This window comes from Nonomuraea sp. SYSU D8015, from assembly GCF_008065375.1.
Taxonomy (GTDB): Bacteria; Actinomycetota; Actinomycetes; order Streptosporangiales; family Streptosporangiaceae; genus Nonomuraea.
Genome location: NZ_VJYI01000012.1, coordinates 128,858 through 151,443 on the forward strand (window position 1 = coordinate 128,858; position 22,586 = coordinate 151,443).

Annotated in this window: 18 protein-coding genes; 8 read left to right on the top strand and 10 right to left on the bottom strand. The window is 71.8% G+C overall.

Annotation, left to right across the window (positions count from 1 at the left end):
- The first annotated feature begins 168 nt into the window (after positions 1-168).
- Positions 169-1,215 carry a glycerophosphodiester phosphodiesterase family protein gene (locus ID574_RS38410; RefSeq protein WP_188193928.1) on the top strand — a complete coding sequence of 349 codons (1,047 nt, stop codon included), beginning with the start codon at positions 169-171 and terminating at the stop codon, positions 1,213-1,215.
- Positions 1,216-1,296: 81 nt separating this feature from the next.
- Here ID574_RS38410 and ID574_RS38415 read toward each other — a convergent pair whose 3' ends face one another.
- Both ID574_RS38415 and ID574_RS38420 read right to left on the bottom strand, forming a co-directional pair.
- The gene (locus tag ID574_RS38415) at positions 1,297-2,463 is read right to left on the bottom strand and encodes a pyridoxal phosphate-dependent aminotransferase (RefSeq protein WP_223167511.1); all 1,167 of its coding nucleotides are present in this window, start codon (positions 2,461-2,463) and stop codon (positions 1,297-1,299) included.
- Between the two features lie 59 nt (positions 2,464-2,522).
- Positions 2,523-3,662, bottom strand: a complete 1,140-nt coding sequence (locus ID574_RS38420; RefSeq protein WP_188193930.1) for a PP2C family protein-serine/threonine phosphatase — start codon at positions 3,660-3,662, stop codon at positions 2,523-2,525.
- A gap of 341 nt (positions 3,663-4,003) precedes the next feature.
- On the opposite strand from ID574_RS38420, the gene ID574_RS38425 reads away from it, so the two are divergent.
- From ID574_RS38425 to ID574_RS38440, 4 genes are all read left to right on the top strand, one after another.
- Positions 4,004-6,364, top strand: coding sequence for a lantibiotic dehydratase family protein (locus ID574_RS38425; RefSeq protein ID WP_188193931.1), 2,361 nt, complete (start codon positions 4,004-4,006; stop codon positions 6,362-6,364).
- A 10-nt stretch (positions 6,365-6,374) separates the two neighbouring features.
- Positions 6,375-8,369, top strand: a complete 1,995-nt coding sequence (locus ID574_RS38430; protein ID WP_188193932.1) for a lantibiotic dehydratase — start codon at positions 6,375-6,377, stop codon at positions 8,367-8,369.
- A 155-nt stretch (positions 8,370-8,524) separates the two neighbouring features.
- Entirely contained in the window at positions 8,525-10,270 is a 1,746-nt protein-coding gene (locus tag ID574_RS38435; protein ID WP_223167512.1) for an ABC transporter ATP-binding protein, read from the top strand.
- On the top strand, positions 10,267-12,057 hold the full coding sequence (locus tag ID574_RS38440) for an ABC transporter ATP-binding protein (protein WP_223167513.1): 1,791 nt from the start codon (positions 10,267-10,269) through the stop codon (positions 12,055-12,057). The genes ID574_RS38435 and ID574_RS38440 overlap by 4 nt, the downstream gene beginning before the upstream one ends.
- A 122-nt stretch (positions 12,058-12,179) precedes the next feature.
- On the opposite strand, the gene ID574_RS38445 is transcribed toward ID574_RS38440, so the two are convergent.
- Positions 12,180-12,527: a hypothetical protein gene (locus ID574_RS38445; RefSeq protein ID WP_188193933.1), complete on the bottom strand. Its 348-nt coding sequence runs from the start codon at positions 12,525-12,527 to the stop codon at positions 12,180-12,182.
- A 211-nt stretch (positions 12,528-12,738) separates the two neighbouring features.
- Between ID574_RS38445 and ID574_RS38450 the strand changes: the two genes are divergently transcribed.
- Both ID574_RS38450 and ID574_RS38455 read left to right on the top strand, forming a co-directional pair.
- The gene (locus tag ID574_RS38450; RefSeq protein ID WP_188193934.1) at positions 12,739-13,659 is read left to right on the top strand and encodes an NAD-dependent protein deacetylase; all 921 of its coding nucleotides are present in this window, start codon (positions 12,739-12,741) and stop codon (positions 13,657-13,659) included.
- A gap of 5 nt (positions 13,660-13,664) precedes the next feature.
- Positions 13,665-14,042: a YchJ family protein gene (locus ID574_RS38455; RefSeq protein ID WP_188193935.1), complete on the top strand. Its 378-nt coding sequence runs from the start codon at positions 13,665-13,667 to the stop codon at positions 14,040-14,042.
- Between the two features lie 12 nt (positions 14,043-14,054).
- Here ID574_RS38455 and ID574_RS38460 read toward each other — a convergent pair whose 3' ends face one another.
- Positions 14,055-15,050: an NAD(P)-dependent alcohol dehydrogenase gene (locus tag ID574_RS38460; protein ID WP_223167514.1), complete on the bottom strand. Its 996-nt coding sequence runs from the start codon at positions 15,048-15,050 to the stop codon at positions 14,055-14,057.
- Entirely contained in the window at positions 15,047-15,328 is a 282-nt protein-coding gene (locus ID574_RS38465; RefSeq protein ID WP_188193936.1) for a hypothetical protein, read from the bottom strand. The genes ID574_RS38460 and ID574_RS38465 overlap by 4 nt, the downstream gene beginning before the upstream one ends.
- Before the next feature lie 112 nt (positions 15,329-15,440).
- Here ID574_RS38465 and ID574_RS38470 point away from each other — a divergent pair, with 112 nt between their 5' ends.
- A complete protein-coding gene (locus tag ID574_RS38470; RefSeq protein WP_188193937.1) occupies positions 15,441-17,879 on the top strand; it encodes a LuxR C-terminal-related transcriptional regulator in 2,439 nt (812 codons plus the stop codon).
- Positions 17,880-18,018: 139 nt separating this feature from the next.
- On the opposite strand, the gene ID574_RS38475 is transcribed toward ID574_RS38470, so the two are convergent.
- From ID574_RS38475 to ID574_RS38495, 5 genes are read right to left on the bottom strand one after another with little or no spacing between them, the layout of a single operon-like run.
- Positions 18,019-18,375: a hypothetical protein gene (locus ID574_RS38475; RefSeq protein ID WP_188193938.1), complete on the bottom strand. Its 357-nt coding sequence runs from the start codon at positions 18,373-18,375 to the stop codon at positions 18,019-18,021.
- Positions 18,376-18,432: 57 nt separating this feature from the next.
- Positions 18,433-19,431 carry a LacI family DNA-binding transcriptional regulator gene (locus ID574_RS38480; RefSeq protein ID WP_188193939.1) on the bottom strand — a complete coding sequence of 333 codons (999 nt, stop codon included), beginning with the start codon at positions 19,429-19,431 and terminating at the stop codon, positions 18,433-18,435.
- On the bottom strand, positions 19,428-20,306 hold the full coding sequence (locus ID574_RS38485) for a carbohydrate ABC transporter permease (protein ID WP_188193940.1): 879 nt from the start codon (positions 20,304-20,306) through the stop codon (positions 19,428-19,430). The genes ID574_RS38480 and ID574_RS38485 overlap by 4 nt, the downstream gene beginning before the upstream one ends.
- Entirely contained in the window at positions 20,306-21,178 is an 873-nt protein-coding gene (locus tag ID574_RS38490; RefSeq protein ID WP_188193941.1) for a carbohydrate ABC transporter permease, read from the bottom strand. The genes ID574_RS38485 and ID574_RS38490 overlap by 1 nt, the downstream gene beginning before the upstream one ends.
- Positions 21,175-22,491, bottom strand: coding sequence for an ABC transporter substrate-binding protein (locus ID574_RS38495; protein WP_188193942.1), 1,317 nt, complete (start codon positions 22,489-22,491; stop codon positions 21,175-21,177). The genes ID574_RS38490 and ID574_RS38495 overlap by 4 nt, the downstream gene beginning before the upstream one ends.
- Positions 22,492-22,586: the final 95 nt, after the last annotated feature.

The window sequence follows — 22,586 nt, forward strand, 5'->3', positions numbered from 1 at the left end:
GAAACCACGGAACCCTTCTATCGTCGGATTTCTTATGGCGTAAGGGGAAAGCCGGGATAGCCTACAACGTCCTGGAGCCTCAGGTCTCGCACATACGTTCCAAGCTTTCGCCTCGCGATCACCTCACGTACGCCCGCCCTTCCCCCGCATGCCGGATCTTGTCTCGCTATGAAGAGATGGCATGTGGTTGTGGCGGCGGCTCTCGGGGCGGCGGTCGTGGCGGCGCCCGGGACGGCCGTGGCCGACCGGGGGCAGCGGTTCGACCTCCAGGCGCACCGGGGCGGGCTCGGGCTCGTGGTGGAGAGCTCGCTGCCCGCGTTCGCCAACGCGCTGGAGCTCGGCGTCAGCACCCTGGAGCTGGACGTGCAGATCACCGAGGACGGCGAGGCGGTGGTCACCCACGACAGGCGGATCAGCAACAGGAAGTGCCGTGACACGGCGCCCGCCGTGCCGGGAGACCCCGAGTTCCCGTACGTCGGCAAGTACATCAACACGCTCACCCTGCAGCAGGTGAGGACCATGGACTGCGGCTCGCGGACGCTGCCCGAGTTCCCGGGGCAGCGGGCGGTGCCCGGGGCGCCGATGGCCACCCTGCGCGAGGTGTTCGACCTGGTCAACCGGTATCAGGCGCGTGGCGTCACGCTCAACGTCGAGACCAAGGTCGAGGCCGGGGCGCCGCACGAGACCGCGCCGAGGGAGCAGTTCGTGCAGGTGACGCTGGGCGAGATCCGGCGGGCCCGGCTGCTGCGGCAGGTCACGATCCAGAGCTTCGACTGGGGCGCACTCATGCGCATGCGGGAGGTGGAGCCGCGGCTGCCGCTCGTGGCGCTCACCAACCGCGACTTCCTGCAGACCGGGCAGCCGGGCGCCTCGCCGTGGCTGGGCGGCCTCGACATCGACGACTTCGGCGGCGACCCGCTCAAGGCGGTCAAGTCGTTCGGGGCGGACGCGTTCTCCCCGGTGCACGGGTTCCCGCAGAACGGCAAGGTCACCGACCCCGGCTACGTCCCGTACGTCACCAAGGACATGGTCGACCAGGCCCATGCCCTGGGGCTGAAGGTGATCCCGTGGACGATCGACGACGAGCCGACGATGCGCAAGCTCATGGACGACGGTGTGGACGGGATCATCACCGACTACCCCGACCGGCTGCGCGCGGTCATGGCCGAGCGCGGGCTCAAGCTTCCCCGCCCGTACCGCCCGCACAAGGACTAGGTCCCGTTTTCCTGCCCTGGCACGAGTGCCCGCCGCTCGAACGGCGGCGGGCTCGGAACACGGAGGGCCCGCGCTGAGGCGTCAGGCCGACAGCGGGTTGGCGTGCCGGTGGTGCAGCCCTATCACGGGGATCTCGTGCAGGCTGCCCGAGTACAGGAACTGCGTCATCCCGATCAGCAGCCGCCGCACGTCCTCCTGCGGCCGCACCACCAGCCGCAGGAACTGGCTGGTGGTGCCCAGTTTGTTGCCGCACTCGCGGACGTACACGCCGTGCTCGGAGAGCAGGTGGTCGCGCAGCGGCACCCCGTCTTGTCCCGGCGGCAGCTTCACCAGCAGGAAGTTGCCCTGCGAGTTGAACACCGTCAGCCCCGGCATGGCGCTGAGCTGCTGGAACATCGCCCGCCTGTCGTTGGCGAGCCGCTTCAGGCTGTTCTGGTAGTCGCCCATGAACTGCTTCATCATGAAGACGATGACCTCGGCGAACGAGTTGAGGTTCCACTTGGGCAGCGCGTCGCGCACCCGGCCGGCCAGCGCCGGATTGGCGACCATGTAGCCGAAGCGGATGCCGTGCAGGCCGAAGTTCTTGCCCAGGCTGCGCAGCACGATCACGTTCGGCCGCACCGCGGCCTCGTCCGCGACGCCCGGGTACGGCTCGGCGTCCACGAACTCGCCGAAGGACTCGTCCACGATCACCAGGTCGAGGTCGATGAGCTGGTCCATCAGCCGGATGACGTCGTGCTTGGGCAGGTAGCCGCCGTCAGGGTTGTTGGGGTTGCAGATGACGGCCACGCGGGTGCCCCGCATGCGGATGAACGACACGTAGTCGTCCACGTCGAGGGCGAAGTTCCGGCTCTCCAGCAACGGATACATGTCCACCCGCTTGCCGGTCTCCAGCGGCTGGTCGGTCCAGCGGCCGAAAGTAGGGATCGGCACCGCCAGGCTCTCCCGTACCAGGAGGTGGTCGATCCAGGTGATCAGCTCGGTCGACCCGTTGCCCATGGCGACCGTCTTGGGGTGGAGCCCGAGCGTGGAGCACAGTTCCTGGGTGATCGTGCCCGCGTCGCTCGGGTAGAACTTCAATATCGTCTCCAGGTTCCTCCCGAGCATCTCGAAGATCTCCGGCGTCGGGAAGTATGGGTTGCACGGTATGCAGAAATCCACCGGTGCGCGCTCCGCTCCGGAGGAGCTGCGCAGCAGTGAGAAATACGACGGGCTGTGCGCCTGTGCCCGCAAGAGGCTGAGCTCCACGACACCTCCATGGAACACGTGTCCAACGAGTGGAGGTACGCGCGGATGGTGAGCATGGTTCATGACGTTGTCAGACTGTCCGGCCGGGCCAGGCCGGCCTCCTCGTCGGCGCGCCCGGCCCTGGTCACCGTGAGGACGGCGACGTCGTCGCGCGGGGCGGCCCCGGTGAAGTGCCGCAGGTCGGCGTCGAGTGTCTCGGCGAGGCCGGGGGGCGGGGCGAGCGCCCACGCACGCAGGCGCTCTTCCAGCGGGTAGAACGCGCCGCCGGGGTCGCGCGCCTCGGTGACGCCGTCCGTGCACAGCAGCAGCGTCGCCCCGTCGGGGAAGGGGAACCGCGTGCTGCGGCGCGGCCCGGCGGCCAGCGCGGCCAGCGCGGCCAGGCCGAGGGGCACGCCGGGCTCGCCGAGCGCCGCCTGGTGGACGTCGCCGTCGTGGAGGACGTACGGGGCGATGTGCCCGCAGTTGACCGCCTCCACCTCGAGCTGCCGTCCGATGCCGAGGACCAGCGCGGTGACCAGCCGCTCGGGCTCGCCGGTGCGCGTGGCGAAGAGGTTGTGCCGGGCCACGGCCGACTCCATGACCGCCACGACCCCGGTGAGGGTGTCCTCTCGGTACGCCGCCTCCCTGAACGCCCCCAGCACGGCCAGCGCGGTGCCGATCGCGGGCAGCCCCTTGCCCTGCACGTCGGCGATCAGCACCCGGGTCCCGTACGGCGAGGCGGCCACCTCGTACATGTCGCCGCCCACCATCGCGTCCTCCTCCACCGGCTGGTAGAGCCCGTCCACGACCACGTCGCGGGTGCGCAGCGGCAGCGGCCGCACGATCTGCCGCTGCAGCGCGGCCGCCGCCGAGCGCAGCCGGCGCACCTCCTCCTCACGCCGCACGCGGTAGCGGCACCCGAGCACGCTCACCACGCCGAACACCGCCATGAACGCGGCGGCCACCAGGGTGTCGCCCAGATCCGTCCCGAAGTACCCCTGGACCGCCATCACCCACAGAGCCGCCCAGACGGAGGCGACGGCCGTCTGCCGCACCGTGCCCAGCGCCGCCGCGATCGCCGGCAGGAAGATCAGCAGCGGCAGCAGCCGCACGGTCGTGCCCGTGACGAGGTCCAGCCCGGCCACCGCCGCCGTGACCCCGACAAGCCCCGCCGCGAACACCGGCGTCGAAAGACTTCGCCGCCGTTCTTGATTTACCACGACCTGATCGTGCCCAGCCCGGGGCACCGGGAAAACAACAATGGGGCAGCGTCCGCCATTTATGCGGCGCTGAAATGCCCCGTGATTCTCCGGCTCGGAATTCCGGATTCTGCGGGCCGCTGTACAGGTAGGATAGGCCGACGACTACGGAAAGTAAATACCTGTGTCCTGTTTGGCGGGGTTTGCTGGCATTGGTGGATAATCCTTGGCGGCCGGTAATCGCCGAGGGTAAATACTCTCACTCATTTCTCATGCGAGAAAGCATTGACAGAGGAAAACGATCTTGTAAGCATCTGACTTAGCCGGGTTTTCCTTTTGTTTCAAGAAAGAGAGGCGGGCGCATGGGCGATCACGAGTGGACGATGGTGCCGGCCGTGGTCGTCCGGAGCGCGGGATTCCCGTGGGAGCTCGTCCTGTCCCTGGCCTGTCCACGGGCGGCGGAGACGGCGACGGCCGTCGTGCGACTGGAGCGCCAGGCGCTCGACCTGCTCGCCCGCCGGGACGCCCGCCCGGCCGGACCGCACGCCGGCCGGACGGGAGGCGGGCGGCTGCCGCGCGGAGTGCGCAGCCGCCTGCGCCGGCTCCGCCCTCTGCCCCCCGGCACGCCCGGCCCCGAGGACTGGCTGGCCGACTGGAACCGCGTGACCGGCCGGCTGGAGGAGGCGCGGCTCGCCTTGTCCGACGTGATCGCTGCGGACACGGCGGCGGCCAGGGTGGCCGCCGCCGGGATCTTCGCCGACGAGCGCTTCCTCGACGCCCTCGTGTGCTCCGCCCCCGCCGCCTACCGCGACCTGCGGCGCGGCCCGTCCGATGCCGCCCGGCAGCTCGCCCCGCACGTGCAGCGGCTGGCCACCCGGTGCGCGGCGACCGGCTTCTACGCGCCCATCGACGCCGGCCGCCTCGAACCCGGCCAGACCAGCCGCTACACCTGGACGGGGCATCGCGAGCTGTCCCGGCGCGTCGCCTATGCCGCCGCCCGCGTCGGCGAGGCGCTCCAGCAGCGCATCCTGTCCGACCCCGCGCTCGTCGCCGGGCTCGTGCCCCGGCGGCGGACCGGCACTGGCACACCGTACGACGGCGCGGCCTTCGCCGGTCAGTGCGACGGCCGCCGCACGGTCGCCGAGATCGCCGCCGAGTCGGGCACCGGCCTGGAGCGGGCCTCGGCCGCCCTCGCCGTGGCGGTGCGCCGCGGGCTGCTCACCCACGACCTCTGCCCGCCCGCCACCGTCCCCGACCCGCTCGGCTGGCTCCGCGACCGCCTGCCCGACGACGCCCCCGGCGTGCCCGATGACGGGCTCGTGCCGGCGCAGGGCGTGCCGGCGCAGCGGCGGCGGCGCGTGCTCGCCGGCCCGCGGCCCGCCGCCGACGCCGACCTGTCCGCAGGCCGGCGCGTCCGCGAGATCGCCGGCCTGCTGGAGCGCTACCCCGCCGCCTCGCCCGACGTGAAGCTGGCCGTGCAGAGCCGGATCGAGTCCCTCGCCGGCGGTGGCCAGCTCGCCGGGCGCGCCGGAGCCCGCGCCGACGAGCGCGTCATCGTGTACGAGGCCGCCGCAGGCACCCTGCGCCTCACCGTCGGCGACCCGCTCGCCGGCGACCTTCGCGAACGCGTGCCCCGGGCCCTCGGCCCGCTCGCCGAAGAAGCCGAGCTGACGCGGCTGCGCACCAACCGGCTGCTCGCCGAGCGGCTCGGCGCGGGCGCGTTCGAGCTGGCCGAAGTGCTGGGCGCGGCCGGCGACCTGGAGGTCCAGCGCGGCGACCGGATCGCCGCGCTCGTCCGCACCACCCCTCCGGACGCCTCCAGTCTGGACCTCGCCGAGCTGCTCGGCGAGCCCGTCCCGCCGGCCGCGCCCGTCCTCTGCGCGGCCGACGTCATGGTCGCCGCGCCGTCGCTGGAGGCTTACGAGGCGGGCGTGACCCCGCTGGTACTCAGCGAGCTGCACGACGCGCCCCTGTTCACGCCGTGGGAGCTGCAGTTCTGCCGGGACGGCGGCGCGCTCGCCGCCGAGCGGGACGCGGCCATCGCGCGGGCGCTCAACGGTCTCACCGCGCTGAACGTCATCACGCCGCGCGCCGACGGCCTGCCCTCCCTGGAGTTCCCCGGCCCCGTCCTGGAGTCCGGCGGCGCGGCGGCCGACCAGCGGCGGCGCCGCCTGGGGCTCGACGACCTGTACGTGCGCTGCGATGGCCGGCATGCCGTCCTGCGCGTCAAAGGGACGGACGAGCCGCTGATGTTCCACAACGGCGAGCTCGACACCGCCCTGCACACCGCGCTCGCCCTGCCCAGGATCCGGCCGCCGGCCCTGCCCGACCTGCCCCGGCTGCCCCGCCTGACCTGGGGCAACGTGGTCATCTCACGGCGGCGGTGGCAGGTGGCCAGGGCCGCGTTCGAGCCGCTCGGCCGGGCCGGGGGCGACCGGGAGCTGCTGCTGGCCATGGCGCGGCTGCGCGAGTCCCACGAGCTGCCGCTCACGTTCTTCGCCACCTTCCACGCCGCCGAGCGAAGACCCCTGTACGTCGACACCCGCGCGCCCGCCCTCATCCAGGAGCTGGCCCGGCTGGCAGGCACGGCCGAGCGGGCCACGCTGACCGAGACGCTGCCGGGGCCGGAGGAATGCTGGCTGCGCGACGACGGGCAGCGCTTCGCCGCCCAGCTGCGCTGCGTCTACGTGCGCCCTGCCGGGTGCCCGGAACAGGCGTCCTGAGGCGATGCGGATGACCCACCCGACCCCCGGCCCCATCGACTCCGACCGGCCCGCCCCCGCCGACGGCGCCGGCTCGTCCGTCCCGGCGGGCCCCGCCGACGCCCTGGGCTCCGTCCCGGCGGGAACCGTCGACGGCGGCGGCTCGTCCGTCCCGGCCGGACCCGGCGGGCTCTCCTGGCGCGTTCCGGCGGGCGGGGAAGACCTGGTCGTCGAGGTGCACCCCTGGGCCCTCGTGTGCGCCACCGGCTTCCCCGCCCGCCTGATCGGCGATCTCGGCCGCCCCGCCCTGCGGCACCTCACCGAACGCATGCTCGCCGCCGGCCACCGCCTCTCCACCGAACGCCGGCACTTCCAGCAGCGCGCCGCCGCACTTCGCGACACGGTCCTGCGCCTGCCGCCCGAGCAGCAGGAACACGCCAGGTCGTGCATCCAGAGCGTGCGCGCGGGGGCTCCGCTGACCGGCGCCGAGATCGGCCTGCTCGCATCGCTGGGCCTCGGCGACTGGGTCCGGCGCTGGCAGTCCGCCGTCGTCGCGGCCGCTTCGGCACGCGCCGCGGCCTGGAGCGCCCACGCCGCGGCCCGGCTGGCCACGCGATGCAGGGTCGCCGAGGCGTACGACGACGAGTCCGTCCGCCACGCGACATCCGCCGCCGACCCCGCCTTCCTCCAGGCGATCGCGAAGCACCCCTTGGCGCGGCGCCCCGGCGCCGGCACGGCGAGGCGGTCCCGGCTGCTCACCGCGACCGCTCACCGGCACCTGCGCCGCTTAGCCACCGTCATCGAGCCCACCGCCCTCCCGGGCCCTACCCTCTACGTCCGCCTGGACCCGGCGACCCCCGAGCCACTGCACGTCGAGCCGGCACCCCCGGCACGGTCCCCCGACCGGCCCGCCACCCAGCCGTCCAGGCACGACAGCGCCCCGGCCAGTGACGCAGGGTCGTGCGGCTGCGCGCGGGTCGGTGGCGCTGGGGCGTGCGACTGCGATCCGGTGACGGGCGACGGGGCCGGGTCGTCCACCCGCGTCCCCATCACGGTCGGCCATGCGGCGTCGTCCACCGGCGAGGGCGACGCGATCGGCGGCGGCCTCGTGCCGCCCGCCTGCGAGCGGGTCACGATCGGCGGCGCGGCGCTCGTCCGGCTCCGGGACGCCCTGTCGTCGATCATGCCCCTGTGCTACCTGGCCGCGCTGCTCGCCAGGGAGGACGCCGCGGAGGCCGCCGCCTGCCCGCAGGCCCCGCCCACCCGGATGCGCGACCTCGCCGCCATCCTGGGGCGGCTCGTGTCCCATGCGCACCGACGCCAGCAGGACGCGCACCGGCACGGGCCGGACACGGGACGGCCCGACCCCGGCGGAGATCGGCACGCCCGGGGCGCACCTCCGGGCGAACCCCAGCCCGTGCAGGACGGGCCGGACGTCGTCCGGCTGAGGGCCCAGGACGTGGCCGCGGCCGTCGCCGGGCTCTGGGCGCGTGCCGGAGAGCGGTTCGATCGCTGCCTGCCCGCCCCGCGCCTCATGGCCGTGGGACCCGACCTCGCCTCCGCGACCTGGCTGCTGTCGGACCTCCGCGACGACCGCGACACCGTCGACGTGACCCCGCCGGCCCAGCACACCGTCCCCGTCGTGGCCCCACGCGTCGACCTGGGCCCCCACACCCCGCGCATCATGATCGACGATCTGGTCTTCCAGCGCGCCCGCTGGCGCCTCTCCCTTCCGGCCGCGCGCGGCGCCGACGCGTTCGACCGCTGGACGGCCATCCACCGGCTCCGCGCCGGACACGGCCTGCCGCGCCACGTCTTCGTCCACCACCTCGCCGAGCCAGAGCCCTTCCACGTCGACCTCTGCGACCCGCTCGCCGTCGAGGACCTGGCCCGGCGCGACCCGGCCGAGGTGCTGGTCACCGAGATGCTCCCGGCCCCGGGGCAGCTCTGGTGGCGCGTCGCGGGCGACGAGCGCTGCGCCGAACTACGGCTCGCCTGCCTCCTTCGCCGGGCGGCCGGGCGATAGAGCGGCCGCCCGGTAAATCAGTTGCCGCGGGGGGCCGAGGGCTGCTGTACTCGCCGACAGCGAATGCCCATGGCGATCAAGGAGGCCCGAGATGCGGGAAGCGATCATGTCCCCCCAGTACATCGACTCCTTCCACACAGAGGGCATGACGCTTCTTGAGATCGTTCGACCCGGAGATTCCACCGCATAGCACCACCGTCCTGCGCCTGCTCCGGCCGGGACCCCGCCCCGCCGCCGCGCTCGCCGCGGCCATCGCCGCCGCCACCGCGCTCCCGCTGGCGGCACCCCAGATCACCCGCCGTTTCGTCGACGACGCCATCGGCGGCGCGAGCACGCGCCACCTGACGCTGATCGCCGTCGGCTACCTCGCGCTCGCCGTCGCCGGGCAGGCCGCCAGGATGGTGACCGCCTGGCTGGCCGGCCGGCTCGCCTGGGACGGCACCAATCGGCTGCGTGAACGGCTGGCCGGGCACGCGCTCGGCCTGGACCTGGCCTTCCACGGCCGCCACACGCCCGGCGAGCTGATCGAGCGCGTGGACGGCGACGTCGTGGCCGTCGGCGACTTCGTCGTGGCGTTCCTGCTGGACGTCGTGGCCAGTGTGCTGCTCCTGGCCGGAGTGGTGGTCGTCGTGTTCGGCGTCGACTGGCGCATCGGCTGCGCGCTGCTGGCGTACTGCGTCCTGATCGGGTACGGCATGGCCCGCGCCCAGCGGGCCGCCGTCCCGTCGGCGGCCCGGTCGCGGGCGGCCGGCGCGACCCTGTTCGGCAATCTGGAGGAGCGGCTGGCCGGCGCCGAGGACATCAGGGCCAACGGCGCGGGGGAGCACGCCGTCTACCGCTTCCACCAGGTCAGCGCCGCCCTGTTCCGCGCCGAGAACCGGGACGCCCGCGTCGGGACCACGCTGCTGGCGGGCACGTCGGTGGCGTTCGCGGCCGGTACGGCGATCATGCTCGGGCTGGCCGCCTGGGCCATGAGCGCGGGCGCCCTCACGGTCGGCACGGCCGTGCTGCTGTTCCAGTACACGTTGATGGTGCGGGCGCCGTTCGAGCGGCTGATCGACCAGATCAGGGAGTACCAGGCGGCGCTGGCCGGGCTCGCCCGCATCGGCGGGCTGCTGGCCGAGCGCCGTACCCTGCCCGATCCCGAGCGCCCGCGGCCGCTGCCCGCGACCGGGCCGCTGGGCCTGCGTCTCGACGGGGTGAGCTTCGCCTACCCCGGCGACGACGAGCAGGTGCTGTCCGGCATCACCCTCGACCTCGCGCCCGGTGAGACACTCGGCCTGGTCGGGCGCACCGGCAGCGGCAAGACCACGCTCGCCCGTCTCGTCCTGCGCCTGTACGACCCGGGCGCGGGCGCCGTGCGGGTCGGCGGAGTCGACCTGCGCGAGGCGGACCCGGCATCCGTACGCCGCCGCATCGGCGTGGTCACGCAGGACGTGCAGCTGTTCGCCGCCAGCCTGCGGGACAACCTCACCCTGTTCCGCCCGTCGCCCGGCGACGACCGGCTGCGCGCGATCCTCGACGGCGTCGGCCTGGGCGACTGGCTGGCCGCGCTGCCCGACGGGCTCGACACCGAGCTTCGAGGCGTGTCGGCGGGAGAGGCGCAGCTCATCGCGTTCGCCCGGGCGTTCCTGGCCGACCCCGGGCTGGTCGTGCTCGACGAGGCCTCCAGCAGGCTCGACCCGGCCACCGAACGCCGCATCGAGCAGAGCATCGACCGGCTGCTCGCCGGCCGTACCGGTGTGATCATCGCGCACCGGCTCTCCTCGCTGTCGCGCGTCGACAAGATCGCCGTGCTGGAGCACGGCAAGATCATCGAGTACGGTCGCCGCGCCGACCTCGCCGCCGACCCGGGCAGCCGGTACGGCCGGCTGCTCGACCTGGCGGGGGTGGGCCGATGAGGCCGGTGATGCTGGTCGCCACCCGGCTGGCCACGTTCGACCTGCGCCGCTACCTGGTCGGCGCCCTGCTGTGGATGCCGGTCCACGTCGTCCCGCTGGGCGGCGGGCTGGTGCTGCAGCAGCTGTTCGACCAGCTCAGCGGGCATCGGCCGGCGAGCCTGGAGCTGTCGCTGTGGTTGTGCGCGGCGTTCGTGGGCGTCGAGATCGTCCGCGGCATCATGATCATCATCGCGTGGACGTACGGGGTCTACTGGTGGCTGGCGGCGGCCACCCTGCTGCGCGCCAACGTGCTGCGTTCGGTGTTCACCGCGCGCGGACCGGCCGCGTCCCGGCTGCCGCACTCCTCCGGCGAGTCGGTCGCGCGCATGCGCGACGACGTGGCCGACGCCGTCGACTTCACCGACGAGAGCGTGAGCCTGATGGGCACGACGCTCTTCGCCGCCGCCGCATTGGCGATCATGGCGCTCATCGACCCCGTCATCACGCTGGTGCTGGTCGTGCCGATGATCGTGATCGCCGTGCTGAGCAGGGCGCTGCGGCAGGTGATCGGCCGGCTGCACCGGCGGGCCAGGGTGCTCGGCGCGGCCGTCACGGCGTACATCGGCGAGCTCTTCGGCGGCGTGCTCGCGATCAAGACCGCGGGAGCCGAGGAGGCGGCGCTGGAGCGGCTGCGCGAGCACAACCGGCGGCGGCGTGACGCCGCCGTCAAGGACCGCCTCGCGACCGACCTCCTCGACGCTGCCACCGGTACGACCATCGAGCTCAGCATCGGGCTCGTGCTGCTGCTGGCCGCGCCCGCGATGCGCGGCGGCACGTTCACGGTCGGCGACCTGGCGCTGTTCACCAGCTACATCGGCTGGCTGACGGCCCTGCCACGGTCGATCGGCACGATCCTGTACCGGCTTCCCCAGGCGGCGGTCGCGACGGAACGACTGACGCGCCTGATGGCGCCGCACGAAACCGCCGACGACCTGTCCAGGAACAACGGCGTCTGGCTCCACCGCGACCCACCTCCGCCGGCAGCGGTCCGGTTGGTGGATGCGGACCGGCTTGAGGTGCTGGAGGCGCGCGGACTGACCGTCCGATACGGCGGCGGACTGCACGACGTGGACCTGCGGCTCGAACGCGGCACCTTCACCGTCGTCACCGGCGCGGTCGGCGCCGGCAAGACCACCCTGGTCCGCGCTCTGCTCGGTCTCCTTCCCCTGGATTCCGGGACGATCTCGTGGAACGGCGTGCCGATCGACGACCCGGGCACCTTCCTGGTCCCCGGGCGGGCCGCGTACGCCGGACAGGTCCCGCGCCTGTTCTCCGAGACCCTGCGCGAGAACCTGCTCCTCGGCCGGCCCGCCACCGACGCCGAGATCGCGCGGGCACTGGAGCTCGCCGCCTTCGAATCGGATCTGGCTGACATGCCGGACGGTCTGGACACCATGGTCGGCCCCCGCGGCGTACGTCTGTCCGGCGGTCAGGTCCAGCGGGCCACCGCAGCCCGTGCCCTGGTGCGTACTCCGGAGCTGCTGGTCCTGGACGACCTGTCGTCCGCGCTGGACGTCGAGACCGAGCGCGTGCTGTGGGAGCGGATCGCGAGCCGCGGGCCGGAGACCGTCCTCGTGGTGTCGCACCGGCAGGCCGCACTCGAACGCGCCGACCACGTCATCGTCCTCGACCGCGGACGGGTCGCCGGGCGCGGCCCGCTCGGCGAGCTGCTGGAGAATTGCCCGGAGATGCGCCGCCTGTGGAGCGCCGAGCGCATCAGGGAAGCCGAGGAAGGAGTGGGCGAGTGAGGCGTGCGACGACAAGTGAGGGAGCGCCGACGCTTCTGCGCCGCGTCATTCCTGCCCTGATCGCCCGCGCCGGACTGGCCCGTGCGCCGCCGCGCGCACGCTTGTGCGCACGGGGGCGCACCCTACCCGTCCGTCTTGCCGAGGGCTGCCAGGACCTGGTCGAGCTTGGCGTCGACTGCCTGGAATCGCTGGTCGAGCTTGACGTCGACCGTCCGGAACCGGGTCTCCACCAACTCGGTCAGCCGTCGCTCGAGGTCGTCCAGGTTCTCCTTCGTCGCGAGGGTGGCGCGACCGGCCATGATCTCCCCGAACACGGGCTCGGTGTAGGCCAGGACCTCCTCACGGATCACCGCAGGAGGCTGCTCCACAGCCGCCTTGATGTCCGCCACGTCGGCACTGGCGGTGAAGGCCCATGCCTCCAGGCGTTGTACGCGGTCGGCGATGTGGGCTCGGTGCTGTGGAGCGGTCATGCCGTCATGGTAGACCGCTCACGGCATAGGGATGCCGCGAAACCGTACGATCTGCAGGGAGACGGATTCCGTCCTGCCTACCTTTGTGGTGGGCCGCCTGGAAACTGCAGTACTCATGGAATGCGCTGCATGTGGAGCGCCGAGTGCATCACGCAAGCCGAGGAACGAGCGGGCGACCGAGTCGTGCACCATGGAGTTTGTGACACCGAGCATGCCGAAGCCGCTCCTCACGGACCCGCCGGAGACATCCGACCCGACCGCCCGGGACCGGCGCGCCGGGCTGGCTGAGGTGCGTGGCCCGGCCCAGCTCGCCGGATTGGCATGGCTGATCGAGCTGGTCCGCCAGGGAGACGTGGTGGTGCTGAGCGGGGCCGGGCTGTCGACCGAGTCGGGCATCCCCGACTACCGCGGACCGACGGGCCGGGCCCGGCGGGCCGAGCCGATGACGTACCAGCGGTTCGTCGGCAGCGCGGAGGCCCGGCGCCGCTACTGGGCCCGCAGCCACGTCGGCTGGCGACAGATCGGCCAGGCCCGGCCGAACGCGGGCCACCGCGCCGTCGCCGCCCTGGAACGCCACGGCCTCCTCGCCGGCATCGTCACCCAGAACGTCGACGGCCTCCACCAGGCGGCAGGCGCCAGGCGGGTGATCGAGCTGCACGGCGGCCTCGACCGCGTCGTCTGCCTGTCGTGCCGCGAACGCACCCCTCGCGCCGAGCTGGACCGCCGCCTCCGCGAGGCCAACCCCGGCTGGGACGAGGCCGCCGCCCAGATCAACCCCGACGGCGACGCCGTACTGACGGATGAGCAGGTCGCGGGCTTCCAGGTCGTGGACTGCACGGGCTGCGGCGGCCTCCTCAAGCCCGACGTGATCTTCTTCGGCGAGAACGTGCCGCGTCCGCGCGTCGAGGAGTGCTTCGCGACCGTGGCCCGGGCCCGCGCCCTGCTCGTGCTCGGCTCCTCGCTGACGGTCAAGTCGGGTCTGCGCTTCGTCTCCAGGGCGGCCGCGCTCGGCATCCCCATCGCCATCGTCAACCAGGGCCCCACCGGCGGCGACGACCACGCCACCCTCACACTCGACGCGCCACTCGGCACCACCTTGACCGCCCTCACCACCCACCTCGGGGCACAATAGAACGCATGCCTCCTCGATCATGCTTCTGCGGCCTGCCCGCCTCCTACCAGGACTGCTGCGGCAGGCTCCACCGCGGCGAGGCGGCGGCGACCACGGCCGAGCAGCTCATGAGGTCGCGATTCAGCGCGTTCGCGGCCGATGACGCCGCCTACCTGCTGCGCACCTGGCACCCCTCCTCCCGCCCCACCCGCCTGGACCTGGACAAGCAGGTGCGCTGGGTGCGGCTGGAGGTCCTGGAGACCACCGGCGGCAGCGTCATCCATACCGAGGGCACAGTCCGCTTCCGCGCCCACTACGTCGATCGCGGTCGGCCGGGGGAGGCGGGAGAGCACAGCCGCTTCGTCCGTGTCGACGGCCGCTGGGTCTACGTGGGCCCGGTGTAGGGGCCAGGCGGCTCATACGGTGATGACCACCTTTCCCCGGGCATGTCCCTCCGCGAGGTGGCGGATGGCGTCGGGGACCGCGCTGAGCGGGTACGTCCGGCCGACGACCGGGGTGACCTTCCCGGCCTCGATGAGCCCGGTCAGGACGGCGAGGTCGTCGCCGTTCCCACGCGCCAGCATGGGCCTCATGGCCTGGCTCACGACCAGAGAGTACGCCGGCAACTTGACCTGACCGAGGAACGGGCGGATCCACCGGCCCTTGACCGGCCCTCCGACGGCCACGAGCACCCCTTTCGGGGCGAGCGCGCGCCTGATCGCGGTCAGTGGGTGGTTGCCGGCGTTGTCGACGATCAGGTCGTACCGCCGCCCGACGCGCGTGAAATCCTCCCGGGTGTAGTCGACGACGTGGTCGGCGCCGATCGAGCGGATCAGGTGCACGTTGCCGGTGCTGCACACACCGGTCACCTCGGCGCCGTACGCCTTGGCGATCTGCACCGCGAACGTGCCCACACCGCCCGCCGCGCCGTTGACGAGCACCCGGTGCCCGGCCTGGACGCGCCCTTTGTCGCGCAGCGCCTGCAGCGCGGTGATGGCCGCCACCGGCACGGCCGCCGCCTCCTCGAAGGTCAGGTTGACCGGTTTCCTCCGCAGCATTCCGTCCTGGTGGAAGGCGGCGTACTCGGCGAACGCCGAGCAGCGCTCGGCGGCCGCGAGGCCGCGGCCGCCGTACACCTCGTCGCCCGGCCGGAACCGCGTGACGTTCTTGCCCACCGCCTCGACGCGTCCGGCCATGTCGCCGCCCAGCCCGTTGCTCTTGGGGCGGGGCAGGCCGAACATCATGCGCAGCAGGTACGGCGTGCCTCTCATGACGTGGACGTCGAGCGGGTTGACCGAGGCCGCCCGCACCCGGACGAGGACGTCGTCGTCGCCGGCGACGGGCGGGTCGACGTCCTCGAGGGCGAGGACGTCCGGCGGGCCGTACCGGTGGAAGCGGATGGCCTTCATCATGTCTCCTCAGGAGTGGCGGTGATGGGCGCGGTCCCGGTGATCCGGGCGGCGGTCTGCTGCTCTCCGCCCGGCTCCGGCACGGGGTACGACTGGAGGCTGATCACCTCGTAACCGCGCAACGCCTCCAGGAACGGCTGGAAGCTGCCGCAGACCAGGCATCGCAGGACCGAACCGTCGATTTCCACATCGCTGACTCCCGGCGCGACCCTCACCCGCTCGGCGGGCGGCGCGCCGACGAAACCGACCTCCACCCGCCGTACCGCTGGATCCTCGAACATGCCTGCCACGCTAGGCAGCCACCCAGAGCGGCCGTATCACGAGAATTCGTGATACGGCCGTCAATCGCTGCGGCCCGCCGTGCTCGCGCCGGTAGTAGTGTCGTGGTCAGCCATGGCCAGACCCCCACGCCTCTCGGGCAACCTGCCGGCCGAAGCGACCAGCTTCATCGGCCGCCGCCGCGAACTGGCGGACGTCAGGAGGAAGCTCGCCGAGGCGCGGCTGGTCAGCCTCGTCGGGCCGGGCGGGGTCGGCAAGACCCGCCTGGCGATCCGGATCGCGACCGGCCTCGGCCGCACCTTCCCCGACGGCACGTGGCTGGCCGAGCTGGCCGACGTCCGCGATCCGGCACGGGCCGGCGACGCCGTCACGGCCGCACTCGATCTCCGGGACCAGGCGGCCGAGCCCCTGCCCCATCTGCTGTCCTACCTGCGGGAGAAGCGGCTGCTGCTGGTGGTGGACAACTGCGAGCACCTGCTGGATCCGGTCGCCCGGCTCGTGACGGAGATCCTGAAGGCCGCACCGGGCATCCGGATCCTGACGACCAGCCGGGAGCCGCTGTCGGCGCCGGGCGAGCACGTGGTCCCGGTCCCGCCTCTCGAACTCCCTCCGCCTGGCCCGGGGGAACCGCTCGCGCGGATCCGGCAGAACGAGGCGGTCATGCTGTTCGCGGAACGGGCCGCGGCCGGGTCGGGCGCCTTCGAGCTGACCGCCGCCAACCAGCAGGCCGTGGTCGCGCTGTGCCGCCGTCTCGACGGCCTGCCGCTGGCGATCGAGCTGGCCGCCGTCAGGACCCGGGTCCTCACCGCCGAGCAGATCCTCGACCGCCTCTCCGACCGGTTCGGCCTCCTCACGGGCGGCGGCCGGGCCGCGCTGCCGCGCCATCAGACGCTGCGTACCACCATCGACTGGAGCCACGACCTGCTGGAGGCGGACGAGCAGGCGCTGCTGAGACGGCTGTGCGTGTTCGCCGGCCGGTTCACCCTCGAGGACATCGAGTCGGTCTGCGCCTCCGGCGACGTGCCGGCCGCAGGCGTTCTGGACCTGCTGTCCTCGCTCGTCGGGAAATCCCTCGTGATGAAAGAGGACCTCGCGGGTCTCGCCTGTTATCACCTGCACGAGACGATCCGCGAATACGCCAGGCTCAAGCTGCGGGCGGCCGGTGAGGAGGAGGCCGTCGAACGGGGGTGCGCCGAATACTACGAGGCGAGGTGCCGGCGATCCGCGGGTGAAGCCCGGTACCGGCTCGTGGAGTGGCTCGACTGGATGGACCTGGAGATCGACAACATCCGGGCGGTCCTGCGGCGATGCCTGCACCGGCGGGACCTCCGGCGCGGAATCGCGCTGACCTACTCACTCGGCTGGTACTGGATGACGCGCGCGACCAGCGAAGGCGTCCGATGGCTCGACGAACTCCTCGCATCCGCCGGCGACGACGCGCGGACGATTAGCTCAGTGCGTGCCGGCGACGCGCGGGGGAGCAGCTCAGCGCGGGCCGGCGACGCGCGGGGGAGGAGCTCACCGGACGCCGGCGACCCGCGGGAGAGGAGCTCACCGTGTGCCCGCGACCTGCGTGCGTACGCTCAGGCCTGCTACCTGCGCGGCTTTCTCGCCGTGCTGCAGACCGATCCGGCCGCCGCGCGCCCGGCGCTCGACCGCGCGATCACGTCGGCCCGGCAGACGGAATTGCTCAGCCTGCTGTCCCAATCACTCTCCCTGGCCTCGATCGCCGCGAACATGGCCGGTGACCGAGCTTCGGCCACCCGCCTGTCCGCCGAGGCCCGTGCCGTCCCCACGACTCCCGACGACCTCCCGGCCAGGCTCATGTCACTCCAGTCGCGGGCGCTCAACGGCCTGTTCGACGGCGATCTCGATACGGCCAGGTCCGCCGCGTCGGAAGGCGTGCGGCTCAGCCGCGGGGCCGGCGATCTCTACAGCCTGGGCATGATGCTGCTGAACCTCGGCTCAGCCTCCCTGATCGCCGGCGACCTCGATGGCTCGAAGCCGCTGCTGGCGGAGGCATTGCGGATCGCGCACCGGATCGACGACCGGGTGGCGCAGTATTGCCTGCTCGACGCCCTGGGATGCCAGGCCGCGAGCTCCGGCAGGGCGCGCCTCGCCGCCCACCTGCTCGGCGCGGCGGAAACCGTGCGTACGGGCGCGGGCGCGAGCCTCCTTCCCTTTCTCGTTCCCCTCGTGAGGCGTGCCGTGGAATCAGCGACGGCGGCACTCGGGGAAGAGGGCTTCGAGGCGGAGTCCGAGACCGGTAAACGCCTGAGCATGGACGCCGCGATCGGCCTGGCACTCGGCGAGCCCAACCGCGACATCGCCCCCGCTCCGGCCGACGCGGGCGCGGCGCCGCTCGGCAAGCGCGAGGCGGAGGTCGCCCGGCTGGTCGCCGACGGCCTGGGCAACAAACAGATCGCCGCGCGCCTGTTCATCTCCGAGCACACCGTGGACAGCCACATCCGCAACATCATGAACAAGCTCGGCTTCAGCTCGCGTACGCAGATCGCCGCATGGATGGCGTCGTCCGGCGCGAGAGTACGGTGACGAGAGAATTCAGGGCCGTCGTGTCCCCTGGCCTGGCGTCAGGAGAACTCCTCAATCCACAGCTGGAGCGCTGGAATCTCACTCCGAGGAAATCCCACAAATGTGACAGCTCTTCATCGCTCAGGCGGACCGATCCAACTTACGCTGCTCGCCCTTGCCGGAAGATAAAAGCAGCGTCCGATACGCTCTGGGTGAGCAGATTGGAGTATCGGCTGTAACCACGCGGCTCTTTAGGCCATTCACCAGTCTTGTTCGGCAGGCGAAGTCGGTCGGATCCTGCTCCGCCTCGGGTGATACCTCGATGTGGGGTGACGTTACCGCAGCGATCGAATACGACGATGGTGATGGTGAACTCACTGAGGTCCCCCTGGCCTGCGGATTTGACGCTTTGCGCCGTGCCGGCCTGAAAGGACTCCTCCGACGTTCGCTTGACCGTCGCCGTGACGCGCACGCTGCCTGCCGAGCCCTGCACGGGAACCACGTCCTCGATCGTCACCTGGGAGTTCGTACGCCCCGCCCCCGCGATCAAGATACTGTTTCTCCCCCAGCGGGCTCACGCCGACTCTCTGATCACCAGCTCTGTAGGCAGTATGACCGGATCGACGTGCTTCGCCCCGTCCAGCAGCGCCAGCAGCAGCCGGATCGTCTCCTGCGCCATCTCGGCCAGGGGCTGCCGGATCGTGGTCAGCGGCGGATGCGTCGAGAGCGCCACCGACGAGTCGTCGAAGCCGCCCACCGCCACGTCGTCCGGCACCCTCCGCCCGGCGGCGCGCAGCGCGGCCAGCGCTCCCGCCGCCATCAGGTCCGAGGCGACGAAGACCGCGTCGATGTCGGGGGCGCGCTCCAGCAGCTCCGTCATCGCCCGCTCGCCGCTGGCCTGCGTCCAGTCGCCGTGCGCGATCAGCTTCGAGGTGGCCTTGCGGCCGAGCACCTCGGCGAAGCCCTCCAGGCGCTGGATGCCGCCCGGGGTGTCCATCGGGCCGGTGATCATGGCGATGCGCTTGCGGCCCTGGGCGACGAAGTACTCCGTCATCTGCCGGGCGCCGAGCCGCTCGTCGGCGGCCGCGTACGGGATGACGTTCTCGTGGCCGATGACCGCTCCACAGGAGACGGCGGGCGGGCCGCCGGAGCCGAGGGCCTCGACGAGCGGGTCCCCGGCGTGCGTGGAGACCAGCAGGACGCCGTCGGCGTGGCCGCCGCGCACATAGCGGACCACCCGCTCGCGGTCGCCCTCGTCGCCGGCCAGCATCATCACCAGCGACAGGTCCCGCTCGGCCAGCATCCTGATGGCGACGCGGATGAGCGTGCTGTAGTTGGGGTCCTCGAACAGCTTCTCGTGCGGCTCCGACAGCACCATCGCCACCGAGCCGGTCCGCTGCGTGACCAGGCTGCGGGCGGCGCGGTTGACGACGTAGCCGGTCTCCGAGATGGCCCGCTCGATCGCCACGCGCGCCGCCGGGCTGACGTACTTGTCCCCGTTGAGGAGACGCGACACCGTGCCGCGGGACACGCCCGCGGCGGCGGCGACATCGTGGATCGTAGGGCGCTTCATTTCACCGCTCCGGAGGACAGATCTGTCCTCCAGTATCGCTGCATCGTGAGGAAGAGCGCGATCAAGGGAACGATGGACAGGAACGCGCCGGTCAGGATGAGGTTGTACAGCGACGGCTGGTTCGACCCGGCCTGCAGCAGTGTGAACAGGCCGACCGTGAGCGGGAACTTGTTGTCGTCGCCCAGCATGATGAACGGCAGCAGGAAGTTGTTCCAGATGGCCACGAACTGGAACAGGAAGATGGTCACCATGCCCGGCACCATGAGCGGCATCGCCACCCGGGACATGAGGGTCCAGTCGCCGGCCCCGTCGATGCGGCCCGCCTCCAGCAGCGAGTCGGGGATGGCCGCGGCGGCGTAGATGCGGGCCAGGTAGATGCTGTACGGGTGCAGGATCTGCGGCAGCAGGACGGCCCAGTACGTGTCCGCCAGACCGATCTTGGCGAACAGCAGGTACTGCGGGATCGCCAGCACCACCGACGGCACCAGGATGCCGCCGATGAGCACGTTGAAGATGACGTTCCGGCCCGGGAAGCGGTACTTGGCCAGGGCGTACCCGGAGATCGCCGAGACCGCCGTGGACAGCAGCGCGCCGCCGCCCGCGTAGATCAGCGTGTTGAGCGCCCACAGCCAGAACACCCCGTCGCGGTAGGCGAACAGCTGCGCCACGTTGTCGGCGAAGCCGGTGCCGAAGGCGAGCGTCGCGGTGCTGAACAGCTCGCCCGGCGACTTGGTCGCCGCGATCATCACCCAGAACACCGGGAACAGGCAGTAGATCGCGCCGACCAGGAGCACCGCCGTCGGCACGAGGCCGAGCGGCCGGCGGGTGGCCACGCGGGCGCGGCGATGTGAGGCAGCGACGGTGGTGGCGGCCATCAGCCCTCCCCGAAGGCGCGGTTGCGGACCACGCGCAGGAACCCGAACGACAGGACAAGGGAGATCGCCGCGATGACGATCGAGGTGGCGGCGGCCGAGTACAGGTCGCCGGTGACGAACGCGTCGCGGTAGACCTTCATGAGCGGGCTCCACGTGGAGCTGATCGTGTTGGTCAGCGGCCGCAGCGTGCTGGGCTCGGTGAACACCTGGACCGTGGCGATGATCGAGAACACCGTGGTGAGGATGATCGCGGGGGTCAGGATCGGGATCTTGACCCGGAGCGCGATCTGGACCTCGGAGGCGCCGTCGAGCCGCGCGGCCTCGTACAGGTCGCGCGGGATCGCCCGGAGCGCGGTGTAGAGCACGAGCATGTTGAAGCCGACCCCGCCCCACACCGCCACGTTCGCCATGGAGTACGTGACGGCGGTGGCGCCCAGGAAGTTCACCTCGAGGACGTCCTTGATGGGGCTGAGCGAGGGCAGGTAGAGGAATCCCCACATGAGGGTGGCCGCCACGCCCGGCACGGCGTACGGCAGGAAGATCGCGATTCGCGAGAACTTCGCGAGCCGTACCCGTGCCGAGTCCAGCAGCAGGGCGAACAGCAGCGCCAGGCCGAGCATCACGACCAGCACCAGCGCGCCGTACCCGAGCACCCGCAGCCACCCGTTCCACAGCTCCGCGTCGGACAGCGCGGCGGCGAAGTTGTCGAACCCGACGAAGACCTCCCGCCGCGCGCCCTTCCCGAGCCCGAGCCCCGACACCTTGGTCCGGCGCATCGCCAGGTAGACCGTGTAGCCGATGGGCACCGCGAGGAAGAGCGTGAACAGCACGATCGCGGGGGTCAGGAAGAGATAGGGTGCCGAGCGCTTCATGAGGCGATCGTGAATCCGGACTTGCGCATGTCGGCGACCGTGGCGTCCTGCATGGACTGGATGGCGTCGGAGAACGGCGTCTTGTTCTGCAGCGCCTTGTCGAAGGCGTCCTTGAAGGTGTTGTACGTGACGCCGACGTTCGGCCCGAAGGTGAAGCCGCGGGCGCCGGCGGACGCGGCGGAGGCCTGCTGCCAGAAGTCGGGCTGGTTGGAGAAGTACTCGGGCGCCTCGCCGAGGGCCGACTGGGCCTTGGTCGTGGCCGGGTAGATCGCGGCCTCCTTGACCAGCAGATCCACGGCGGCCGGGTCGGTGTTGAGCCAGGTCGCGAACTGGGCGGCGGCCGCCTTGTTCGGCGTCTTGGACGACACGGCGACGGACGAGCCGCCCCAGAAGCCGGTGAAGTTCTCGCCCGCGTTCCACTGCGGCATCGGCGCGATGGCCCACTTGTCCTTGGCCTTGGGCGCGTTGGTCGCCAGCACGCCGGGCGCCCACACGGCCGACGGCCAGCTCAGCAGCTTGCCGTCATTGAGTGCCTTGTTCCACTCGGGGGTGAAGAACGGCATGTCGTCGATGGCGCCCTCCTTCACCAGGCCGCCCCAGTAGTCGGCGACCTTCTTGGTGGGCTCGTCGGCGATGTTGACCTTCCAGGACTCGCCGCTGATCGACCACCACTGCGCGCCGGCCTGCTGCGCGAGCCCGGCGAAGGCGCCCGGGTCCTTGCTGGAGAACGTCCCGAGGTAGACCTTGGAGTCCTTCTTGCGCACCGTGCGGGCCGCGTCGGCGTACTCCTGCCAGGTCTTCGGGACCGCGATGCCGTACTTGTCGAAGAGGTCCTTGCGGTAGTAGAGCATCATCGGGCCGCTGTCCTGCGGGATGCCGTACACGCCCTCGGTGCCGAGCGTGACCAGCCCCCACAGGCCCTCGGAGAACTCGCCCTTGATGGAGGCGGTCTCGGCCTTGAGGTCGGCCACCGCGTCGGCGGCCACGAACGACGGCAGGTGCTGGTATTCGGCCTGCACGAGGTCCGGCGGGTTGCCGGCCTTGCTGGCGGTGAGGTACTTCGCGGCCGCGTCGTCGCCGCCGGCCTGCTTGCTGACCGTGACCTGGATGTCGGGGTGGGCCTTGTTCCAGACATCGACGATCTTGTCCATGTTCGGGGCCCAGGTCCAGAAGGTGAGCTTGACCGGTCCCTGGGCGGCGGCCGTGGGGCTCTGCGCCGCCTCAGGGCTCTGTGCGGGCTCGCTGGATCCGCAGCTCGCGAGGGTGGCCGTGAGGGCGACGGCCAGGGCGGCTCCAAGGCGGTTGGCGCGCATTGCGTACCTCCGTAGGGGGGTTCTGTGAACGTGCACAGAGTGGAACAGCCCGGAAATCCCCGTCAAGGGGTCGTTACGGTCTCGTTAACGTCGGG